14 protein-coding genes are annotated in these 18,487 nt (G+C 73.1%); all 14 read right to left on the bottom strand.

What is annotated here, in order from left to right:
• Positions 1-296: 296 nt before the first annotated feature.
• Positions 297-1,454: a hypothetical protein gene (locus RQM47_RS16495; RefSeq protein WP_314009757.1), complete on the bottom strand. Its 1,158-nt coding sequence runs from the start codon at positions 1,452-1,454 to the stop codon at positions 297-299.
• A gap of 147 nt (positions 1,455-1,601) precedes the next feature.
• Positions 1,602-2,120 carry a hypothetical protein gene (locus RQM47_RS16490; RefSeq protein WP_314009755.1) on the bottom strand — a complete coding sequence of 173 codons (519 nt, stop codon included), beginning with the start codon at positions 2,118-2,120 and terminating at the stop codon, positions 1,602-1,604.
• A gap of 120 nt (positions 2,121-2,240) precedes the next feature.
• Positions 2,241-5,621, bottom strand: a complete 3,381-nt coding sequence (locus RQM47_RS16485) for a strawberry notch-like NTP hydrolase domain-containing protein (RefSeq protein WP_314009754.1) — start codon at positions 5,619-5,621, stop codon at positions 2,241-2,243.
• A 208-nt stretch (positions 5,622-5,829) separates the two neighbouring features.
• Complete coding sequence (locus tag RQM47_RS16480) at positions 5,830-6,921, bottom strand: acyltransferase (RefSeq protein ID WP_314009753.1); 1,092 nt, start codon at positions 6,919-6,921, stop codon at positions 5,830-5,832.
• Between the two features lie 72 nt (positions 6,922-6,993).
• Entirely contained in the window at positions 6,994-7,422 is a 429-nt protein-coding gene (locus tag RQM47_RS16475; protein WP_314009752.1) for a hypothetical protein, read from the bottom strand.
• Positions 7,419-8,069, bottom strand: a complete 651-nt coding sequence (locus RQM47_RS16470) for a class I SAM-dependent methyltransferase (protein WP_314009750.1) — start codon at positions 8,067-8,069, stop codon at positions 7,419-7,421. The genes RQM47_RS16475 and RQM47_RS16470 overlap by 4 nt, the downstream gene beginning before the upstream one ends.
• Complete coding sequence (locus RQM47_RS16465) at positions 8,066-9,619, bottom strand: multicopper oxidase family protein (RefSeq protein ID WP_314009748.1); 1,554 nt, start codon at positions 9,617-9,619, stop codon at positions 8,066-8,068. Before RQM47_RS16465 ends, RQM47_RS16470 begins: the two co-directional genes overlap by 4 nt.
• Positions 9,620-9,663: 44 nt before the next feature.
• Complete coding sequence (locus RQM47_RS16460; protein WP_314009746.1) at positions 9,664-10,212, bottom strand: TlpA disulfide reductase family protein; 549 nt, start codon at positions 10,210-10,212, stop codon at positions 9,664-9,666.
• 162 nt (positions 10,213-10,374) lie between these two features.
• On the bottom strand, positions 10,375-12,189 hold the full coding sequence (locus RQM47_RS16455) for a protein-disulfide reductase DsbD family protein (protein ID WP_314009744.1): 1,815 nt from the start codon (positions 12,187-12,189) through the stop codon (positions 10,375-10,377).
• Positions 12,190-12,311: 122 nt separating this feature from the next.
• On the bottom strand, positions 12,312-13,259 hold the full coding sequence (locus tag RQM47_RS16450) for a M23 family metallopeptidase (protein WP_314009742.1): 948 nt from the start codon (positions 13,257-13,259) through the stop codon (positions 12,312-12,314).
• Between the two features lie 40 nt (positions 13,260-13,299).
• The gene (locus RQM47_RS16445; protein ID WP_314009741.1) at positions 13,300-13,737 is read right to left on the bottom strand and encodes a cupredoxin domain-containing protein; all 438 of its coding nucleotides are present in this window, start codon (positions 13,735-13,737) and stop codon (positions 13,300-13,302) included.
• Between the two features lie 42 nt (positions 13,738-13,779).
• Positions 13,780-14,295 carry a DUF411 domain-containing protein gene (locus tag RQM47_RS16440; RefSeq protein ID WP_314009740.1) on the bottom strand — a complete coding sequence of 172 codons (516 nt, stop codon included), beginning with the start codon at positions 14,293-14,295 and terminating at the stop codon, positions 13,780-13,782.
• A 14-nt stretch (positions 14,296-14,309) separates the two neighbouring features.
• Positions 14,310-17,729, bottom strand: coding sequence for an efflux RND transporter permease subunit (locus RQM47_RS16435; protein WP_314009739.1), 3,420 nt, complete (start codon positions 17,727-17,729; stop codon positions 14,310-14,312).
• 48 nt (positions 17,730-17,777) lie between these two features.
• Positions 17,778-18,487: efflux RND transporter periplasmic adaptor subunit (locus tag RQM47_RS16430; RefSeq protein WP_314009738.1), on the bottom strand; the 710-nt coding region annotated here is incomplete at its 5' end.

Here is an 18,487-nt window from a genome sequence, read left to right as displayed (position 1 = left end):
CCCCGCGCGGAGGGACCGTCGGAAAACCCGAGCGGGGGTTTTCTGTCGCAGCGCGAGCACGGGGCGAACGACCTTGACGCTGTCCGGCCGTCGCCTAGATTGCTAGAAACCGCTGCCAACACCCCGCCCCCACCTGCCGGTCTGCGCCCAGCGGACCGGCAGGGAAACCTGACGGGGCCGCGAGGCCCCGCCCTCATGCGGCGCGAAGCGCACGCACCCCGGCACCGCCGACCCGCGCCGCCAGCGGCCCGGCGCAAGCGTGGCGGCGTGGAACCCGCCCCCCGGTCGCTACGGGCTCAGGACTGGCGGTCCCCGTAGAAGCGGTGGTAGCAGAACGCCGCGATCCGCCGGAGGTCGGCGTCGCGGAACGTGTTCCAGGCGTCGGGCGAGAGCCCGGACCCGGCGGCGCTCAGCGCGGCGCTCGCCTGGAAGTCGTCGAAGAGCCGGGCCGCGATGCGGAGGTCGGAGTCCTTCTGGTAGGACCCCGAGTTGGCCGCTGACTGGCCCAATCGACCCCGCATCCAGTCGTCGAGGTCGTCCACCTGCCGCGCGGTCAGCCGCTGGGCCGCGTCGAGGCAGGCGTGGTGCCGGACCACGCGCCGGGCGTGCTCCAGCATCTCCGCCTTCCGCATCGAGGAGTAGAACCGGTCCCCGAACTGAGCCCAGAGCCCGACGCCGAACCGCTCCACGACGGCCGCCAGCTTGGCTTTCGTGAGGCCGGGCAAGAGCGTCCACACGGCGTCGAGGCGAACCTCCGGGAGATCGCAGTCTCGTGCTTTCGCCGTGGGTGCCTCCGACTGAGCGGTTGGCGAACCTGCCGAACCGTCGTCGGGCGCCGTGCCCACGGTCATGACGACGGCGTCCTCAGCGGTGGCGAGCCCGTCACCCGACATCGCCGTCGTCGTCTCTCCACTCGGGTCATCGTCCAGGAGCCCGACCTCGGCCACGACCCGGCGGGCTTCCGCCCAGGTGTGCCGGTGCGAGATCCCTCGCTTCGAGAGCACCCGCCGCTGGCGCTCGCCGTAACCCGCCGACGACGAGTCGGCGTCGCGGTCGCAGAGCGTGAGGAGGTCGGCCTTCGTGCGGAGCCGGAAGAGGGCGTTCGGGCACCGCGAGGACTCGTGGAGCTGGCGGAACGCCTCGAACACGCGCCACTCGCGGGCCAAGCGGCGGAGCCGAGCGCTCTCCTGGACACTCGCGTCGTCCGGACGCTGGCGGAGCCGCTCGGCGAGGGACTCGGCCGCGGCGCGCGTCTCGTCGACCCACGTCGCGAGACGCTCGGCCGTCGGGGACTTCCGACCTGTGATTCGGTCCGGGAACGGGTCGTCCGGGAGGACGGGCGCGGAGAACGCGAGGGCGACGTCGGCCAGCAGGCCGCGCGTCGCTTCCGGGCACCGCTCGGGGTCGGACGGTGCGTCTGCAAGGTGGACCGGGGACTCTCGAAGGGTAGACATTGGGATACGGGGTTGGGATTCGTCGCGACGCCCGACCGGGTGCTGGGGCCGCTTCTCGCCACTGCGAGCGGCCACCAGCACGACCTAGCCAGGGCGTTCTGAGCCCGACACCGTCCCCGGGGCGACAGTAACGGGTTAGGTCTTTGATCAGAACGGCAGCCAGTCCTCGTCCCCGACGAGACTGGCGCACGACGGGGTAGTCTCGGGCACGGGTTCGACGTGTTCGGGGACGGGCTCATGGGCGTCGAGCGCGGCCTCGGCTCGCGCGTGGGCCTCGGGGTCGGCGGAGGCCGACGGCAGCCCGGCCCCCGCGTCGTCGTAGCCGGCGAGGTACTCCTCGAGGTCGTGGCCGTACTGGCGCTCGAACCACCGGCGGTACGACACGGCGCTCGTGTGGCGGTGCCGCCAGGTGAGCTCGGCGAACCGGAGCGGAGCCATGTGGTGGACGAGCCGCTTCTCTGTGGCGTCCCACCGGCACCGCGAGCCCGTGAGGTACACCCACTCGGTCAACGGTCGCTCGGAGTACCCGTCGGCGAGGCAGGCCTCGTGGCCCGCCTGATACGACGCCTCGAAGTAGGACTCGTAATCCGGTTCGGGGGGGCACCGGCAGAGTAATCGGTTGCACCCGTGGCAGAAGTCGCCGGGGCCAGGCATAGATCTCGACATGAGTCTTCAGAACGGAGGAGTGCGAACGGCCTCCAGCCGAGTGCCGGGGCCGCTCTTCGCTCCCGCAGAGCGGCCCCGGCATGGGCCTCCTGTGTTTCACAGGTGCCGCTTCGGCACCACTCAGGCAGCCCGCCGCATCGCGTCGCGCATCTCTACGACGGGCCGGTGCTCCGTCACCGCTCGGAGGACGCCCGCCGCCCGCTCGCCCGTCGGGACGAAGAACCGGGTGCGGAAGGCGTGGACCTCGGCGAAGACCCCGTCGGCCTCCAACTCGCTCATGGCCGAGTAGTCCGGCCCCACGAGTTCGATCCGGGGCTCGTCCGCCACGCGGCGGCGCCGAAGCTGCCAGCCGTTGGCGAGGTCGGCCTCGGCGCCCGCCAGCAGCCGCTCGGCCAGCGCTTGGGGCGTGACATCCACGCGGTCACCCGCAGCCCCGAGAGCCTTAAGGGTCGCGCTCAGGTGCTCCGGCATGACGGCCCGCCCGATCATGCGCTCTCCAGCGTCGGTCTGGGCACGGTAGATCCTTGGGTGCCCCGCGATCCGGTCCCAGATGGGCAGGATCGTCCCGGTCACCAGGTGGATGGGCTCGGTGAAGAACTCCGGCGCCTCTTGCACGCCCGCGTCCCAGAGTGCCCTCGCTTCGACCGTCTGGATGGGACGGTGGCCTCCCTCCTGCCCCACCTTGTGGATGTCCGTCTCGTCCATGAGCCGGTTCGATCGCACGCCGACTCGGCGGAGTCTCCCGATGATGCGGCCGGTCTCCGTCGTCCGGCTCCCGGCGCGGAACAGCGCGTAGGGCTGCCCGCTCCTTCGGTTGACCACGAACCCGACCCAGGACCCGAGCGCCTGGGCCTCCTTGGCCCAGCGCCAGATCTCGACCCAGTCCACGACCTCCGTCCGCCGGGTGAGCTCCAGCGTCACGACCTGCGTCGTCGCCCCCGAGCGCTCGTGCGTGTAGACCAATCGCTCGTCGGTCTTGACCACGCGCTCGGCCCGGATCGTCTCGACGCCCACGTCGAGTGTACCCGCTTCTCGGGCGGCCTCCGTCGCTTCCTCCAGGTATCCGTACCACGAGTCGAACACGGCGTCCATCGCGCCCGTCTGGAGCGAGAGCAGGCGGTTGAGAAACTTCGGCACCTCCGGGACTGCGCTCACATTGAGTTGCCCGTCGGCATCGAGCACCTTGATCCCCATCTGCTCCTCCACGAGCGTCGGCGTGACGCCAGAAGCCACTGCCCGGCCCTCGCCCCGGTACAAGTCCACGAACCAGTTGTGCAAGCTCGCCCGCGACAGCGGTGTCTCCAGGTTGAACTCGGACGAGAGCAGACCCTGGCTCGCCGTCTGGCGCTGGCCCTTGGTGAGCGCCCCGAGCTGGTCGAGCCGCCGCGCGATGGTCGACAGGAAGCGGCGCTGGGCCTTGAGGTTGGTGGTCACGAGCACCAATTCCGGCGGGCACGCCTGGTTGGCTCGGTGGACCCGGCCCATCCCCTGCACGCACCGGGCGCTGCTCCAGCCCGGCTCGACGCAGTAGAGGACGCGGCGCTGCTGGTTGTCGCCCGCGAGATCCGAGTGGTAGCTCCGGCCCGTTCCGCCAGCCTGGCTGAAGACGAGGACGCGGCGCTTGCCCGCCATGAACTCGTCGGCCTCGGCGTTGCAGGTTCTCCGGGTCCTGCGCTCCTCGACCACCTGCTCGATGCCATCGACGGTCTTGGTGACGAACCGCCGTCCTCGGCCCGTCACCTCGGCCACGGCGTCGGGTCCGAAGTGGGCCACGACCTGGTCGAGCACGCCATGTGGGACGCTCACCGCGCCCACCTCCAGCATCAGCCGATTCCGAGCCGCCACGGCCTCTGGCGACTGCACAAAGTCCCCCGCCGCGTTCTTAACGGGACGGGATCTCACGCGCCCGTCGTCGTCCTCGTACTCCTCGTAGAGGGTCGTCGGGAACGAGGCCTCGACGAACTGCAAGAGCTGGTCTCGCGGCGTCACGTCGAGGTCCCGGAGGTCTTCCCCATTCGCCACGGCCTTGGCGTAGGCCCGCTCGGTCGCCGCCTCCATCGTGGACACCAACTGCACCACGCAGCTCTCGCCGGAGGCCAGCCGAGCCTCCATGTCCCGGATCAGGCTCGGGGCGCTCATCGCCACCAGGACGTGCAGGAAGAACCGCTGGTGGGCGCCCCAGAACTGGCTGTAGGCTGCGGCCCGCGCCCGGCCGCACTTGTCGGCCTTCGTGACTTCGAGGGCGTCCTGGATGTTGCGGAGCACCACCTGCCACGCTTGGGCGCAGCGGTCGTAGGTCTGAGCCTGGTGGCCTTCGAGGTCGTGGACGAGCGTGCGGTAGTCCACGCCGTCGTAGGACACGGACCGCGCGAGGTAGAGCCCCATCGACTTCAGGTCCTTCGCCACCAACTCCATCGCGGCGATGCCGCCTGCGCTGACTTTCTCGACGAACGCCTCGACACTCGGGAACGGCGTGCCCCGGCCCCAGAGGCCGAGGCGGGCGGCGTAGGCGAGGTTGGCGACCTCGGTGGCGCCGGTCGCGCTCGCGTAGACCACGCGAGCGTTCGGGAGCCTGTTCTGCAACTCGACCCCGACGAGCGCGCGCTGGGACGCCTTCTTGACGCCACGGCTGCCCTGACGGTCGAGGGCGGAGGCCATGTTGTGGCTCTCGTCGAAGACGATGACGCCCTCGAAGTCTGCCTCCCCCCCACCGGCGAGCCAGGCGACGACCTGCTCCAGCCGGTCGATGCCCGACTCCACCCCGTCTTTCTCGCGGGGCTTGCCCTTGAGCGTGTCGTAGCTCGCGAAGCAGATGCCGTCGGCACGCGGGATCGGTCCCTTGCTGGCACCGAGGTCGAAGACGAAGTCCGCCGGTCCGCCGAGCGCCGTCCAGTCGCGGACGGCGTCGCGCATCAGGTTCCGGTTCTCGCTCACCCAGATCGCCCTCCGTCGGCCCTGGAAGATGTTGTCGAGGATGATCGCAGCACTCTGCCGACCTTTTCCTACCCCAGTTCCGTCACCGAGGAAGAACCCCTGGCGCGGCCCGGCTGACTCGCCGGTACCCGGAAGATGCTCCGAGTGGGCGGAGCCCGCCCGACAGACGGTTTCCAGTTGGGCGTCCGAGAGGTGCCCACGAGTCACGAGGTACTCAGGGAGCGTCGGACGGTAGGCGCTGGGCGGTGCCGTAGCCGCCGCCATCGCGGCCGACTCGACGAGGCGCGTCGGGTGGGGGCACGCGCCCGGGACCCGAACGCTGGGTCGGTAGGCATCGAACACGCTTGCTGTGAGCGCGCCCGCCTCGGCACGGGCCTCGGCGGTCTCGACGGCGAGAGGATTCGTGCCCTCGAAGGGCCATGTTGGGACGGTTGCCCGGGGCTCGGCGTCCCGCCGGACGGGCGGCGCCAGCGTCCGAACGCGGGGCGCGAGGAGGGCGAAGAGGTCGAGTTGATCGACCGTGGATGAGGCTGCGGTCTGGGCGGCCTGGGAGGTGAACGGGGACATCGGAGGGTCCGATTGGAGACGAATGCGGAGCCGCTCAAGGCACGCTGCCCTGGGCTCCGGCCCACCGCGCTGGCGGGCTCGCCACCCGGCCCGTGAGTGCGGGGGGCTTCCCCCCGGTCTCCTCCTTCCGTTCGGTCTTTCCTCTACCGTTGCCCTCTCTCCAAAACGAATCAGGTGCACCTGTCTCTTGGCAGTCCTACCGCCGCTCTCAGCTGACCGTCGCGAGCATGGGCGACGGGACGTCGGACCTGCGTGGCGCCCAACGCCGACGGAGGGCCAGCGTCGGCCGTTCGACAACCCCGTAGAACACGCCGCCCACCCCCGCGATCACGACGAGCGCGCCCACCATGTGAAGCGCCACCGGCACGCCCGGCAGAGCGTCCATCACAACGCGGCGGTAGACGTCGGCCGCGACCGTGTGCGTCATGTAGACGCTGTACGACGTGAGCGCGATGGCCCGGACGGCGCTCGAAGCTGCAAACGGGAGCGGTCGCCGGTCGGCCGTCGCGACGACGACGGCCACGAACGCCAGGGCCACGCCGGTGTAGGCGTAGCGGTTGAGGACGTCGACCGGGAGCCAGGGGATCGACGCGACGAACACGATGCCGGGCAAGGCGAGCGCCCTCCCGACTCGGCGGAGCGCGGGCCAGAGCTCAGGCCGCCGGTAATACACGTAGGCCGCGGCGACGCCGAGGGCGAGCCCCTCCATGCGCATATGAGTCGCCGTGTAGTGGAGGCCCCACGGCGACGCGCCGTCGGGGACCGTGAGCACGCGGGCCACAAGCGACAAGAGCGCCGCGGCGCCGAGCGCCAGCGGGACGCCGCCCCGGACACGGAGCGCGGCCCCGAGCACGAGCGGGAGCCCGAGGTAGAAGTGCTCCTCGACGCACAGCGACCAGCTCACGCCCCAGTACGGCATCCCGGTGTAGTTCTGGACGAACGCGAGGTAGCGCCAGTCGAACGGGTCGGCGTTGTCGGTGAACGCCGCCCGGAGCCCATACACCACGACGAGCGCGACGAGGTAGGGCGGGATGGTCCTCAGCCAGCGGCGCGCCCAGAACCGCCCGAGCCCGACGTCGCCGTAGCGGCCGAGCTCCCGCCAGTAGAGCCCGCCGACGAGCCAGCCGGAGAGCACGAAGAACAGGTCAACGCCGACCCACCCCGACTCGAAGACGCGGGCCATGCCGGGGCCGACGCGCAGGACCTCCTCGCCGACGAGGTTGACCGGGACCACGAGCGCGATGGCGACGGCGCGGAGGAGGTCGAGGTTGGCGACGCGCGAGGCGGGGGCGGCGTCCATGCGCGGTCCGGGGGAGCGCGCAAAGTATTCGGGGCTCCCTGAGCCGGGCCTGTCCGGGACCTTAAATCTCTGTCAGGTGGCCGAATCCGCACGCCGCGCCACCCACGCCGAGAGCGCCGGGAGGACCGTCACCTGGACGACGGGGAGCACGCCGACGTCGTGGCCCGCGACGTGGACGGTCGGCATCCGGTCGGTGTAGCGCCAGAGGCCGAGGCGCTGGGCGCCCCACTCGAGGCCGACAGCCGCGACGAGGCCCACGCCGAGGAGGGCGGCCGTCCCGCGCGGCGTGAGCTGGCGGACGGCGTCGCGCCCGGCGACCCGCTCTGCTACCGACGCCACGCCCAGGTTGATGGCGACGTCGCCGGCCGTCGCCGCGAGCATGAGCGCGTCGTGCTTGGGCTTCGGCAGGCCCGTCATGTCGTAGAACGGTGGGCACTGGGCGTATTCCCACGCCCCGTGGAGGGCGGCGGACCAGAGAGCGAAGCGGGTGCGAGTCGTCATGAGTACGGGGGCACGCCAGCGCCGAGGTAGGCGCCGCCGAAGTAGAAAGAGCGGTCGGTGTCGAGCGGCGCGTGTCGGTGGAGGACGGGCCGGAGGTCGCGGCGGGCCATCTCCCACGTCTCGCCGAGAGGGGCCGCCAGCCGGAACGCAGCCGTCTGCACGAGCCCCGGCCATGAGCGAGGAATGCGGAAGTCGAGGACGGCGACGCGCCCGTCGGGCGCGAGTGCGCGGGCGGCCCGCTCGATGACGGCCTCGGGGTCCGGCATCATCGAGAGCGAGAACGTGGCGAGCACGCGGTCCGGCACCCCGAGGTCGACCGTGAGGGCGTCGGCGTGGACGAGTTCGACGTGGGGGAGGCCGCGCGTGCGCTGGTGGGCGCGGTCGAGCGCGCCCTGCGACACGTCGAGGCCGACGACTCGGCCCCCCTCCCCCACCGCGCGAGCGAGGAGGGGGAGGTTGCGGCCGGTCCCGCACCCGAGGTCGAGGACGGTGTCTCCAGGCCGGACGTGAAGGGCCTCGACGGCAGCGCGCCGGTAGGCGCCCGCGCGAAAGCCGACGGCCGGGAAGAGCGAGAGGGCGAGGTCGTAGCCGCGCGCGCTCCGGTCGTAGACCGCGCGGACGCATTCGGTCCAGTCGTCGGGGCTCATACGTAGCGGACCTCCCTCGCCATCCCGGCGTGGAGGTGGTAGAGGTTGTGGCAGTGGAAGAACCACCGGCCGGGGTTGTCGGCGACGAACTCGAACGAGGCCCGGCCCATGTGCGGCCGGACGAGGACCGTGTCCTTGAGCACGTTCCCGACGCGGAAGAAGTGGCCGTGGAGGTGCATCGGGTGGAGCATCATGCTCCGGTTCACCATGTTCACCCGGACGCGCTCGCCCTCGCGGACCTCGAGGGGCGGGGCGTCGGGGTAAACCTCCCCGCCCATCGCCCACACGCCGGGGTCCATCATCATGCCGCCCGAGAGCGTGAGGTCGAAGGCGCGGTCCGGGCGGCCCTCGGGCGGGAGCGTCTCGACCGACTGGAGGTCGCCGTAGCGGAGCATTCGGCCGCTCTGGAGCCCATCGGGGAGCCCGTCGCGGAGGGCGGAGCCGGCGGCGTCCGTGTAGCGGAGCACGGCACGGGCCGGCGCGGCGTCGCCCTCAAGCGTCGCCGCGGCGATGGGCCAGACGCCGGGGTTGTCGGCCTCGACGACGACGTCGTAGCGCTCGCCCGCCCCGATGTCGAGACGGTCCACCGTGACGGGCTCGACCGGGCGGCCGTCGGTGTGCGTCACCGTCATCCGGTGGCCGCCGACGGCCACGCGGTAGGTCGTCGCGCCGCCGGGGTTGATGAGCCGGAGGCGGACGCGCTCGCCGCGTCGGGCCTCGAACTCGGCTGGTGCCTCGGGCAAGCGCCCGTTGATGGCGAGCCCGGCGTAAGGCGGCACGACGCCGCCCATCATCCCGCCCCGGCCCTGCCCACGTTCTCCACGTCGCCCCATCATCCCGCCCCGCCCCATCATTCCCTCTCCCATCCCACCGCCACTCTCGATGAGTTCGCTGAGGGGGCGGGGCTCTTCCAGCAGCACGTCGTCGAGGACGAGGACGTGCTCGCGGTCGTAGGCCACGTGCGGCGTCGCCTCCTCGACGACGAGCGGGCCGAGGAGCCCGCGGTCGAGCTGGAGGTCCTGGTGGCTGTGGTACATGTAGGTCCCGGCCGGGGTCGCCTCGAAGTCGTAGACCATCGAGCCGCCGGGCGGGACCGGCTCCTGCGTCAGGCCGGGCACGCCGTCCATCGGGTTCGGGACGGGGACGCCGTGCCAGTGGACCGTCGTGCCGACGCCGGGGAGGTCGTTCTGGACCGTGATCCGGAGCCGCTCGCCCTCGCGCACGCGGATCTCGGGGCCGGGGTAGCGGCCGTTGTAGCCCCACGTGCGCCAGACGCGGCCGGGGGCGAGCTCGACCTCGACGGGACCGGCGACGAGGCGGACCTCGCGGATCGGGCCGCCGGCCGTGGCCTGGGGGGGTGTCGCGGGCAGCCGTTCACTGCCCGCCCCTCCCCCGCCCTCCCGGCTGCGGCACCCAGCGAGCGGGAAGAGGGGGCCACCGAGTGTCAGCCCGGCCAGCGCCGTCGTACCCCGCCGCAGGAACGCGCGACGGTCGGAGCCTGGGGCGAGACTTCGGGGTGGAGAGGGGAGGCGACGCTCAGGGTTATCCATGATGCTGATATCAAGAGTTGTCAGGGCACGAGAGGCCGGTACGACTACGGGGTCGGGGGCGGCTCGGCGGCGAGGTCGCGGAGGAGCGGGCGGAGCTGCGCGGCTGAGGTCAGCCCCCGGAGCCGGTACCGGGCGCCCCCGTCGCGGCCGACGAGGACCGTCGTCGGGAGCGCCGTGAGGCCGCCGTACGGATCGAGGAGCGCGCCGTCGTCGAGGACCAGCGGGTAGTTCACGCCGAACTCCTCGGCGAAGGGGCGGACGTCGTCGAACCCGCCCTCGTCGAGCGAGACACCAATGAACCGGACGCCTTCGGCCTCCAGCTCGTCCTGGAGCACCACGAACTCCGGAGTCTCGACCCGGCACGGGAGGCACCACGTGGCCCAGAAGTTGACCGCCACGACGTCGCCGCGGTGGTCGGACAGGCGGAACGTCCCGCCCTCCAGCGCGGGCCGCTCGAAGTCGGGGGCCGGGAACGACAAGGTGTCGAGCTCGGCGAGGGCCTCGGAGCGGGGTGCTGCCTGGGCTGACCGCTCGGGCGGGGCGGGCGCGGCGGGGTCGTCGGCGCAGCCCGACAGCACGGCCAGGAGGAGCACGACGGGAAGCAGGGCGAGGGCTCGCCGCGTGCGAGCTCCCCGGACGCCCCGACCCGCGGGCGCGGGGCCGTCGGCCCGCTCCGTGTCGGGCTCGTGAGGGCTTGAGGACGTAGAAAGAAGGGTCATGGCACGAGGGGGGGAACAGCGAGGCCCCGGGACGGCTCAGGAGGGCGGGCGGCGCTCGAGTGCCGCCTGGACGCCCTCCACGTGGTCGAGGAACGGGGCCGGCCCGATGAACCCGACGACGCGCGAGCCCGGGACCTCGTCGCCCTGCGCGTCCAGGAACACGAGCGTCGGGACGCCGGCCACGCCGAACCGCTGGCGGACGGCCTCGGCCTCGGGGGCGTCGAAGTGCGTGAGGTCCACCTTGAGCCGGGCGAAGCCGTCGGTGGCCCCGATCACGTCACGGTCCGTGAACGTCACCCGGTCGAGTTCGAGGCACGGGATGCACCAGTCGGCCGAGAAGTCCAGGAGGACGGGCTGCCCGCCCGCCCGCGCCACGCCGAGCGCCTCGTCCGTGTACGGCCGCCACGTGACGCCCGGCTCGCCGAGCTGCGTGAACGCGACGAGGCCCAGGACCACGGCCGCGCTGCCCACGGCCCCCGCGACCCGCCGGAACGCGGGCGACCGGCGCGCCGAGGGCTCCACGAACCCGAGGTAGAGCCCCCCGGCCACGAGGGCGAGCGGGACCGCGTAGATCGCCCGGGCGGGGGCGACGGCCAAGCCCACGTAGAACAGGGCGGCGCCGAGGAGCACGACCCCGAACAGCTTCTTGACCCACACCATCCACACGCCGGACCGGGGGAGCCGCGAGAGCAGGCCGCTGAACGTGCCCAGCACGAGGTAGGGCAGGCCGAGCCCCAGGGCGAGCACCGACAGCGCGCTCAGCCCGAAGAGCGGGTCGCCCCGGGTCCCGACGAACGCCAGCAGCGCGATGACGGGCGCCCCGATGCAGGGCGCGGCGAACACGCCGACCACGAGCCCCGACAGGTAGAGCCCGAGCGGCCCCGTCACGCGGTGGGCCGCGCCGAGCCGGGTCGCCAGCGCCGACGGGAGGCGGATCTCGTAGAGCCCGAACGCGCTCAGGGCCAGCCCGAAGAGGAGCGCGCCGATCCCGGCCACCGTCCACGGGCTCTGGAGCCAGCCCCCGAAGAGGCTGCCGGTCAGGGCCGCCGCGACGCCGAGCACGCTGTACGTGGTGACGATCCCGAGGAGGTAGAGGGCCGCCCGCCCGAACGACCGCCCCACGCCGAGCTCCCCCTGCGTCCCGAACAGGGACACCGTGACGGAGAGCATCGGGTAGACGCACGGCGTCAGGTTGAGGGCCAGGCCGATGGCGAAGATGGCCAGGAAGGCCCAGAGCGCCCCGCGCTCGGCGAGCAGGCGCTCCACGCGCCCGCCCGGCGGCGGGTCCGGAGCGGCCCCGCCCCCCACGGCGGACTCGTACGATGCGAAGGCGCCGGCGTCGACCGGCCGCGCCGCCGTCCCCACCGGGACGACCCGGACGGGGACCGCCGTGCGGAGCGTCGACGGGCGGAGGCAGACCTCGTCGTTGCAGGCCTGGACGCGGACGGACACGCCGAGCTCGTAGGTCCCGGGCTCGACCGCGTCCCCCGCTCGGAGCGAGAGGAGGACGGGGACGTCGCCCTCGTACACGTCGAGCGGGGCGTCGGCGAAGGCGAACTCCACGGCGAGCGGCGGGGGGTACCGGGCCTCGGCGAGGAGGAAGCCGGGGTGGCCGTCGAGCGAGACCTCCGTCCCGATGAGGTAGTCCTGGCTCGGGCGGTTCGCGTTGACGTGCCACCCCTCCTCGACCGTCAGCACGACGGCCGCCCGCACGATTTGGCCGGGGTGCACGCCGTCCCGGGCCAGCGCCGTCTCGACCTGGACCCGCGACGCGCTGGAGGCGGGCGCCCCGCTCCCCTGCGCGAGCGCGAGGGCGGGCATCAGGAGGAGGCCGAGGAGGCGGAGCGGCATAGCGGGCTAGGGGCGTGTGACCGGCTCGCTCCGGACGTCCTCGACGAGACGGCGGACGAGGCCGTGCCGGGCGACGGCGCTGAGGAGCGGGGGCATGGGGGACGTAGCGGGCTCTGGCGGGGTCAGCCAGGCGGGGCCGACCCGGGCGGGGAGGCGGCCTCCGCGGACGGGGCGCGGGCGGGCGACCGGCTCGGCGCCGAGTAGTCGGGGAGGACGACGGCGGGGAGCGCCCGCTCGGGGGCCACGGGGGACCCCGCGGTAGGCCAGACGTCGACCGTGTCGCGCCGCGCGTCGGGCGCGCGCGCCTCGAGCGCCATCGCCCGCTCGTCCGCGGCCGTCCGGTAGCGGAACCCGGGCGGGGGACCCGCCGGGCGCGCCCGCCAGGTGCCGACCGCGGGGACGGCCCGCGAGAGGTGGCCGGGGTCGAGCGGACGGCCGGCGGCGTCGCGGACCTCGAAATGGAGGTGCGGGCCGGTCGAGACCCCGTCGCGGCCGGGCCGCCCCCCGCTGGCGCCGACGGCCCGGCCCCGGCCGACGCGGGCGCCCGGCCGGAGCCCCTCGTCGATGGCCGAGAGGTGGGCGTAGACCGAGCGGACCGCCGGGCGCCCCGGCGTCGCGGGGTGGTCGAGCTCGACGACGAGCCCGTACCCCGGCCGCGGCCCGACGGCGCGGACGCGGCCGGGGGCCACGGCCCGGACCGGCGTGCCGAGCGGGACCGCGAGGTCCACGCCGTCGTGGTGCCGGGCGCGGCCGGAGACCGGGTGCCGCCGCCACCCGAACGGGGAGCTGACGGGGCCGGAGACGGGGGCGAGCGTCGTCCGGCGCCCGGCCTCCCCGCCGGGCGCTGTCGCGGCCGGCTGGCGGTCCGGCTTGCCGGAGGCGGGGTCGTCCAGGGCGGGGTCGCCGACGGCGGACGCCCTCCCCGTGCGCGCCGCTGTATCCGGCCCGGCGGCCTCGCCGCCAGCGGGCGCCTCGTCGCGCTCCGCCGGGGGCGCCGCCACGACCGCCCCCCACCCCGCCAAGAGCGTGAGGGCCAGGGCGACGGCGAGGGGACGGGGGAAACGCGACATGGTCGGGGTCCGCTTGGTGGACGTGGGCACGGCGCCGCGGCTAGGACGCGACGACGATCGTGCCCCGCTGCATGTCCATGCCGCAGACGAACTCGATCTCCGACGGCTCGTCGGTCTGGAGATCGAATGAGACCGGCTCGTTCAGGGGCAGGTCGGTCGCGGGGACGCCGTAGGTCGGGATCGAGATCTGCGACGAGCAGTCGTCCTCGACGGTCCGCGTGACGACGAGCCGGGCGGGGACGCCGGCCTGGATCGTGATCTCGCGGGGCTGGAACCCCATCGGGCCGGCGACGACCTCGACCACCTGGACGCCGTCCACCATCTGGGGCTCGGCGGGGGCGTCGGTCGGGGCGGGGGCGGTCCCGAGCGGCTCGGGCGCGTCGGCGGCCGATTCGACGGGGGCGGGCGTGTCGCCGCCGCAGGCGGTGAGCGCCAGCGGGGCGGCGAGGAGGAGGGCGAGGAGGGGGAGGCGGGTCATGGTCATGGGGGTGGGGTTCTAGGGGTGGGTGGGGGGTGGGGGTTAGCGTCCGTGGCGGGCGAAGACCGAGGGCTCGCCGTCGCCGACGAGGAGGACGTCGTAGGGCTGGACGGTGTCGCCCTGCTCCATGCCGGGCGAGCCGACGGGCATCCCGGGCACGGCCAGGCCGGCGGCCTCGGGCCGCTCGGCGAGCAGGCGCTTGACGTCGGCGGCGGGGACGTGGCCCTCGACGACGTAGCCGTCCACGACGCCCGTGTGGCACGACTGGAGGTCTTGCGGCACGCCGTGCTCGGCCTTGACGGCCTGGACGTCGTCGGTGTCGACGGTCTCGACGGCGAAGCCGTTCTCGCGGAGGTGCTCGACCCACGACGTGCAGCACCCGCAGGTGGGCGACTTGTAGACGGTGACGGTCGGGAGCGACGGGTCGACGGCCGAGGCCGTCCGCGTCGGGGCCGCCGTCGCGGGACCGGCCGCCGCGGCGTCCGGCGGGTCGCCCGCGCAGGCGGCGAGCCCGAGCGGGGCCGCGAGGACGAGGGCGGTGAGGAGGAGGCGGTTCACGTGTTGGGGGGTGGCTAGCGGGCGGGGTGGGAGTCGTGGGCCGAGGCGCCCGGGGCGAGCGGCTCGAGGGCGAAGTCGGGCGCGGCGGCGTGCTCGCGGAGCTCGCGGCGCAGGCGGCGGCCCTGGACCACGGCGTAGAGCGCCGGGATCATGACCAACGTGTGGACGGTGGACGTCACGAGCCCGCCGATCATCGGCGTCGCGATCCGCTGCATGACCTCGGCCCCCGTGCCCGTCCCGATCATGAGGGGGGTGAGCCCGAGGATCGTCGTGAAGACCGTCATCAGCTTGGGGCGGACGCGGTCGACGGCGCCCTCCTCCAGGGCGGCCTTCAGGCGCGGGACCGACGTGAGCCGACCCGTCGAGCGGTACCGCTTGACGGCCTCGTCGAGGTAGACGTGCATGACCACGCCCGTCTCGGCCGCGAGCCCGGCCACGGCGATGAGCCCGACGCCGACCGCGATCGACATGTTGTACCCCAGCGCCAGCATGAGCCAGACGGCGCCCACGACGGCGAACGGGAGCGGGATCATCAGGAGCAGCGCCTCCTCGGCGCTCCGGAAGTGGAGGAACAGCAGGATGAACACGATGGCGAGCGCGATGGGCACGAGCACCGCGAGGCGCCGGTTGGCCCGCTCCATGTACTCGTACTGCCCGCTCCACCGCAGCGAGTAGCCCGGCGGGAGGTCGACGGCCGCCGCGACGGCCGCCTGCGCGTCCTGGACGTAGGACCCGACGTCGGCCGAGTCCTCGATGTCGACGAACACCCAGGCGTTCGGGCGCGCGTTCTCCGACTTGATCATGGGCGGCCCCTTCGCGAACGCGAACGTCGCCAGCTCGCCGAGCGGGATCTGGGCGCCCGACGGCGTCGGGACGAGCACCTGGCGGAGCGCGGGCAGGTCGTCGCGGAGCGCGCGGGGGTAGCGGACGTTGACCGGGTAGCGCTCGAGCCCCTCGACCGTCGTCGTCACGTTCATCCCGCCGACGGCCGCCTGGAGCACGTCCTGGACGTCGCTCGACGTGAGCCCGTAGCGGGCGGCGGCGAACCGGTCGACCTCGACGTCGAGGAAGCTCCCGCCCATGACGCGCTCGGCGAAGGCGCTCCGCGTGCCGGGGAGCGCGGCCACGGCCCGCTCGACCTCCTGGCCGAGCCGCTCCAGCGTCTCGAGGTCCTCGCCCGCGATCTTGACCCCGACCGGCGTCTTGATGCCCGTCGCGAGCATGTCGATCCGCGTCTTGATCGGCATCGTCCAGGCGTTGGTGAGCCCGGGGAACTGGATGGCCGCGTCCATCTCGGCGGTCAGTCGCTCCCGCGTCATCCCCTCGCGCCACTGGTCCTCGGGCTTCAAGATGATCGTCGTCTCGATCATCGAGAGCGGGGCCGGGTCCGTCGCCGTCTCGGCCCGGCCGATCTTGCCGAACACGCGCTCGACCTCGGGGAAGGACGCGATGATCCGGTCGGTCCGCTGCAGGATGTTCTTGGCCTCCTGCGGCGAGACGCCGGGGAGCGTCGTCGGCATGTAGAGCATGTCGCCCTCCCACAGGGGCGGCATGAACTCGCTCCCGATCTGGGGGAACGGGACATAGGTCTCGCCGAGCAGCAAGCGCTGGACTGGGAGGACCGTGACCAGGAGCAGCGAGAAGCCCACGACCAAGACCGCGCGGGGGTGGCGGAGCGTGCCCCGGATGACGGGCCGGTAGGCCCGGATAAAGAACCGGGCGATGGGGTTCTGCTGCTCCGACCGGATCTTGCCCTTGACGAACACGGCCATCAAGGCCGGCACCAGCGTGACGGCCAGGACGGCCGCCGCCGCCATCGAGAACGTCTTGGTCAGCGCGAGCGGCCGGAACATCCGGCCCTCGACGGCCTCCAGCGTGAACACGGGCAGGAACGAGACCGTCACGATCAGGAGCGAGAAGAACAGCGACGGGCCGACCTCCTTGGCCGCCTCGATGACCGCGTGGACCCGCTCGCCCTCGGTGAGCTCGGGCGTCCCACCGCCGACGCGGTCGAGCCGCCGCTGCGCGCGGGCGAACCAGGCCCGGACGCGGGCGCCGAGCCCGGGCGCGGGTCCGCCGCCGCCGTCGCCCGAGCGGGGCGCGTCGAGCAGGCCGGGGTCGACGGCGGCGGCGGGACCCCGGGCGCCGCCGCGGCGGGCCGCCTTCGCCTCGCGCGCGCGCTCGATGTGCTTGTGGGCGTTCTCGACCATGACCAGCGAGGCGTCCACCATCACGCCGATGGCGATGGCGATCCCGCCCAGGCTCATGATGTTGGCGTTGATCCCGAGCAGGTACATCACCCCGAGCGCGATCAGGATGCCGACGGGGACCGTGACCAAGGCCACGAACGCGCTCCGGACGTGGAGCAGGAACACCATCACGACCAAGGCGACGACGAGCATCTCCTCCCAGATCGTCGTCGAGAGCGCCGAGACGGCCCGGCCGATGAGCGGGCTCCGGTCGTACTCGGTGACCACCTCGACGCCCGGCGGGAGCCCGGAGTCGAGCTCGGCGATCCGGGCCTTGACCGCCTCGATCGTCGCCTGGGCGTTCTCGCCGGAGCGCATCACGACGATGCCGCCGACGACCTCGCCCTCGCCGTTCACGTCCGCGATCCCGCGCCGGATCTCCGGACCGAGCCGGACCTCGGCCACCTGGCCGACCGTGACCGGCGTGCCGCCCTCGGCCTTCACGACCACCTGGCGGATGTCGTCGACGCCGCGGAGGTAGCCCTTGCCGCGGACGATGAACTCGCGCTCGCCGAGCTCGAGGAGCCGGCCGCCCACGTCGCGGTTGCTCCGCTTCAGCGCCATCCCGACGTGGCTGAGCGGGATGCCGTAGGCCGCGAGCCGCTGGGGGTCCACGACGACCTGGTACTGCTTCTGGAACCCGCCGACGGTCGCGACCTCGGCCACGCCCTCGACGGCCTGGAGCTCGTACTTGAGGTAGAAGTCCTGGACGCTGCGGAGCTGGGCGAGGTCGTACGTCCCCGTCGTGTCGCGGAGCGAGTACTGGTAGACCCAGCCGACGCCGGTCGCGTCCGGCCCGAGCGCGGGCGTGGCCGACTCGGGGAGCCGGTCCTGGATCTGCGAGAGGTACTCCAGCACGCGCGAGCGCGCCCAGTACATGTCGGTCCCGTCCTCGAAGATGACGTAGACGAAGCTCGTCCCGAACATCGAGTAGCCGCGGACGGTCTTGGCGTAGGGGACCGACAGGAGCGCCGAGGTGAGCGGGTAGGTCACCTGCTCCTCGACGATCTGCGGCCCTTGCCCCGCGTACTCCGTCTTGATGATGACCTGGACGTCGGAGAGGTCCGGGATCGCGTCGACGGGCGTGTTGAGCGTGGCCCACGTGCCGAGCGCGGCCACCATCAGCGTGACCAGGCCGACCAGGAGCCGGTTGCGGGCGCTCCATTCGATGAGGCGTTCGAGCATGGGTTCTTGGGTGGGGGCGTTGGGGGGGCGGGGCGGGCGTCGGACCCGTTACATGTCCATGCCGGGCATCGCGTCGCCGCCGGACATCCCGGCGAGCGCGCTCGAGAGCCGGGCCTCGGAGTCGATGAGGAACTGGGCGCTCGTCACCACGCGGTCGCCGGGCTGGAGGCCCGAGAGCACCTGGACGACGCCGCCCGACTCCTCGCCCAGCGTGACCGGCTGCGGCCGGAACCGGCCCTCGCCGAGCGCCAGGATCACGGCCGTCGTCTCGCCGTCGCGGACGACGGCCTCGCTCGGGACGACCGGGCGCGGGGCGCTGGCGGCGCCGAAGAGCGTGGCCGTGGCGAACATGCCGGGCCGGAGCCGACCGCTGGGGTTCGCCACGGTCACGCGGGCCGTGCCCGTCCGCGTGCCGGGGTCGATGGTGTCGTAGACGTAGTCCACGCGGCCCCTCAGCTCCTCACCCGGCAGCGACGTCACGGCGACGACGGCGCGGACGCCGGGGCGGACCCACCCGAGGTCCTGCTCCGGGACGTCGACCTGGAGGTAGAGCGCGCCGAGGTTCACAACGTCCATGAGCGGCATCCCGGGCATGGCCTGCATCCCCTCGACGATCCGCTTGTTCTGGACCGTCCCGCTGGCGGGCGCGAAGAGCGTGACGGTCTCCTGGATGGTGCCCGAGCGCTCGACGCGGCTGATTTGCTGGGCGCCCAGCCCGAACAGCCGCAGGCGGGTGCGGGCGGCCTCGACCAGGCGGG

This window comes from Rubrivirga sp. S365 (assembly GCF_032248475.1).
Taxonomy (GTDB): domain Bacteria; phylum Bacteroidota; class Rhodothermia; order Rhodothermales; family Rubricoccaceae; genus Rubrivirga; species Rubrivirga litoralis.
Note: the sequence above shows the minus strand (reverse complement) of the source record. Positions and strands in the feature narration are given on the sequence as shown.

Excerpts from the sequence above, each read along its gene's own strand:
- RQM47_RS16495 (WP_314009757.1), bottom strand. The coding sequence starts at position 1,454 with ATGTCTACCCTTCGAGAGTCCCCGGTCCACCTTGCAGACGCACCGTCC.
- RQM47_RS16490 (WP_314009755.1), bottom strand. The coding sequence starts at position 2,120 with ATGTCGAGATCTATGCCTGGCCCCGGCGACTTCTGCCACGGGTGCAAC.
- RQM47_RS16485 (WP_314009754.1), bottom strand. The coding sequence starts at position 5,621 with ATGTCCCCGTTCACCTCCCAGGCCGCCCAGACCGCAGCCTCATCCACG.
- RQM47_RS16480 (WP_314009753.1), bottom strand. The coding sequence starts at position 6,921 with ATGGACGCCGCCCCCGCCTCGCGCGTCGCCAACCTCGACCTCCTCCGC.
- RQM47_RS16475 (WP_314009752.1), bottom strand. The coding sequence starts at position 7,422 with ATGACGACTCGCACCCGCTTCGCTCTCTGGTCCGCCGCCCTCCACGGG.
- RQM47_RS16470 (WP_314009750.1), bottom strand. The coding sequence starts at position 8,069 with ATGAGCCCCGACGACTGGACCGAATGCGTCCGCGCGGTCTACGACCGG.
- RQM47_RS16465 (WP_314009748.1), bottom strand. The coding sequence starts at position 9,619 with ATGGATAACCCTGAGCGTCGCCTCCCCTCTCCACCCCGAAGTCTCGCC.
- RQM47_RS16455 (WP_314009744.1), bottom strand. The coding sequence starts at position 12,189 with ATGCCGCTCCGCCTCCTCGGCCTCCTCCTGATGCCCGCCCTCGCGCTC.
- RQM47_RS16450 (WP_314009742.1), bottom strand. The coding sequence starts at position 13,259 with ATGTCGCGTTTCCCCCGTCCCCTCGCCGTCGCCCTGGCCCTCACGCTC.
- RQM47_RS16445 (WP_314009741.1), bottom strand. The coding sequence starts at position 13,737 with ATGACCCGCCTCCCCCTCCTCGCCCTCCTCCTCGCCGCCCCGCTGGCG.
- RQM47_RS16435 (WP_314009739.1), bottom strand. The coding sequence starts at position 17,729 with ATGCTCGAACGCCTCATCGAATGGAGCGCCCGCAACCGGCTCCTGGTC.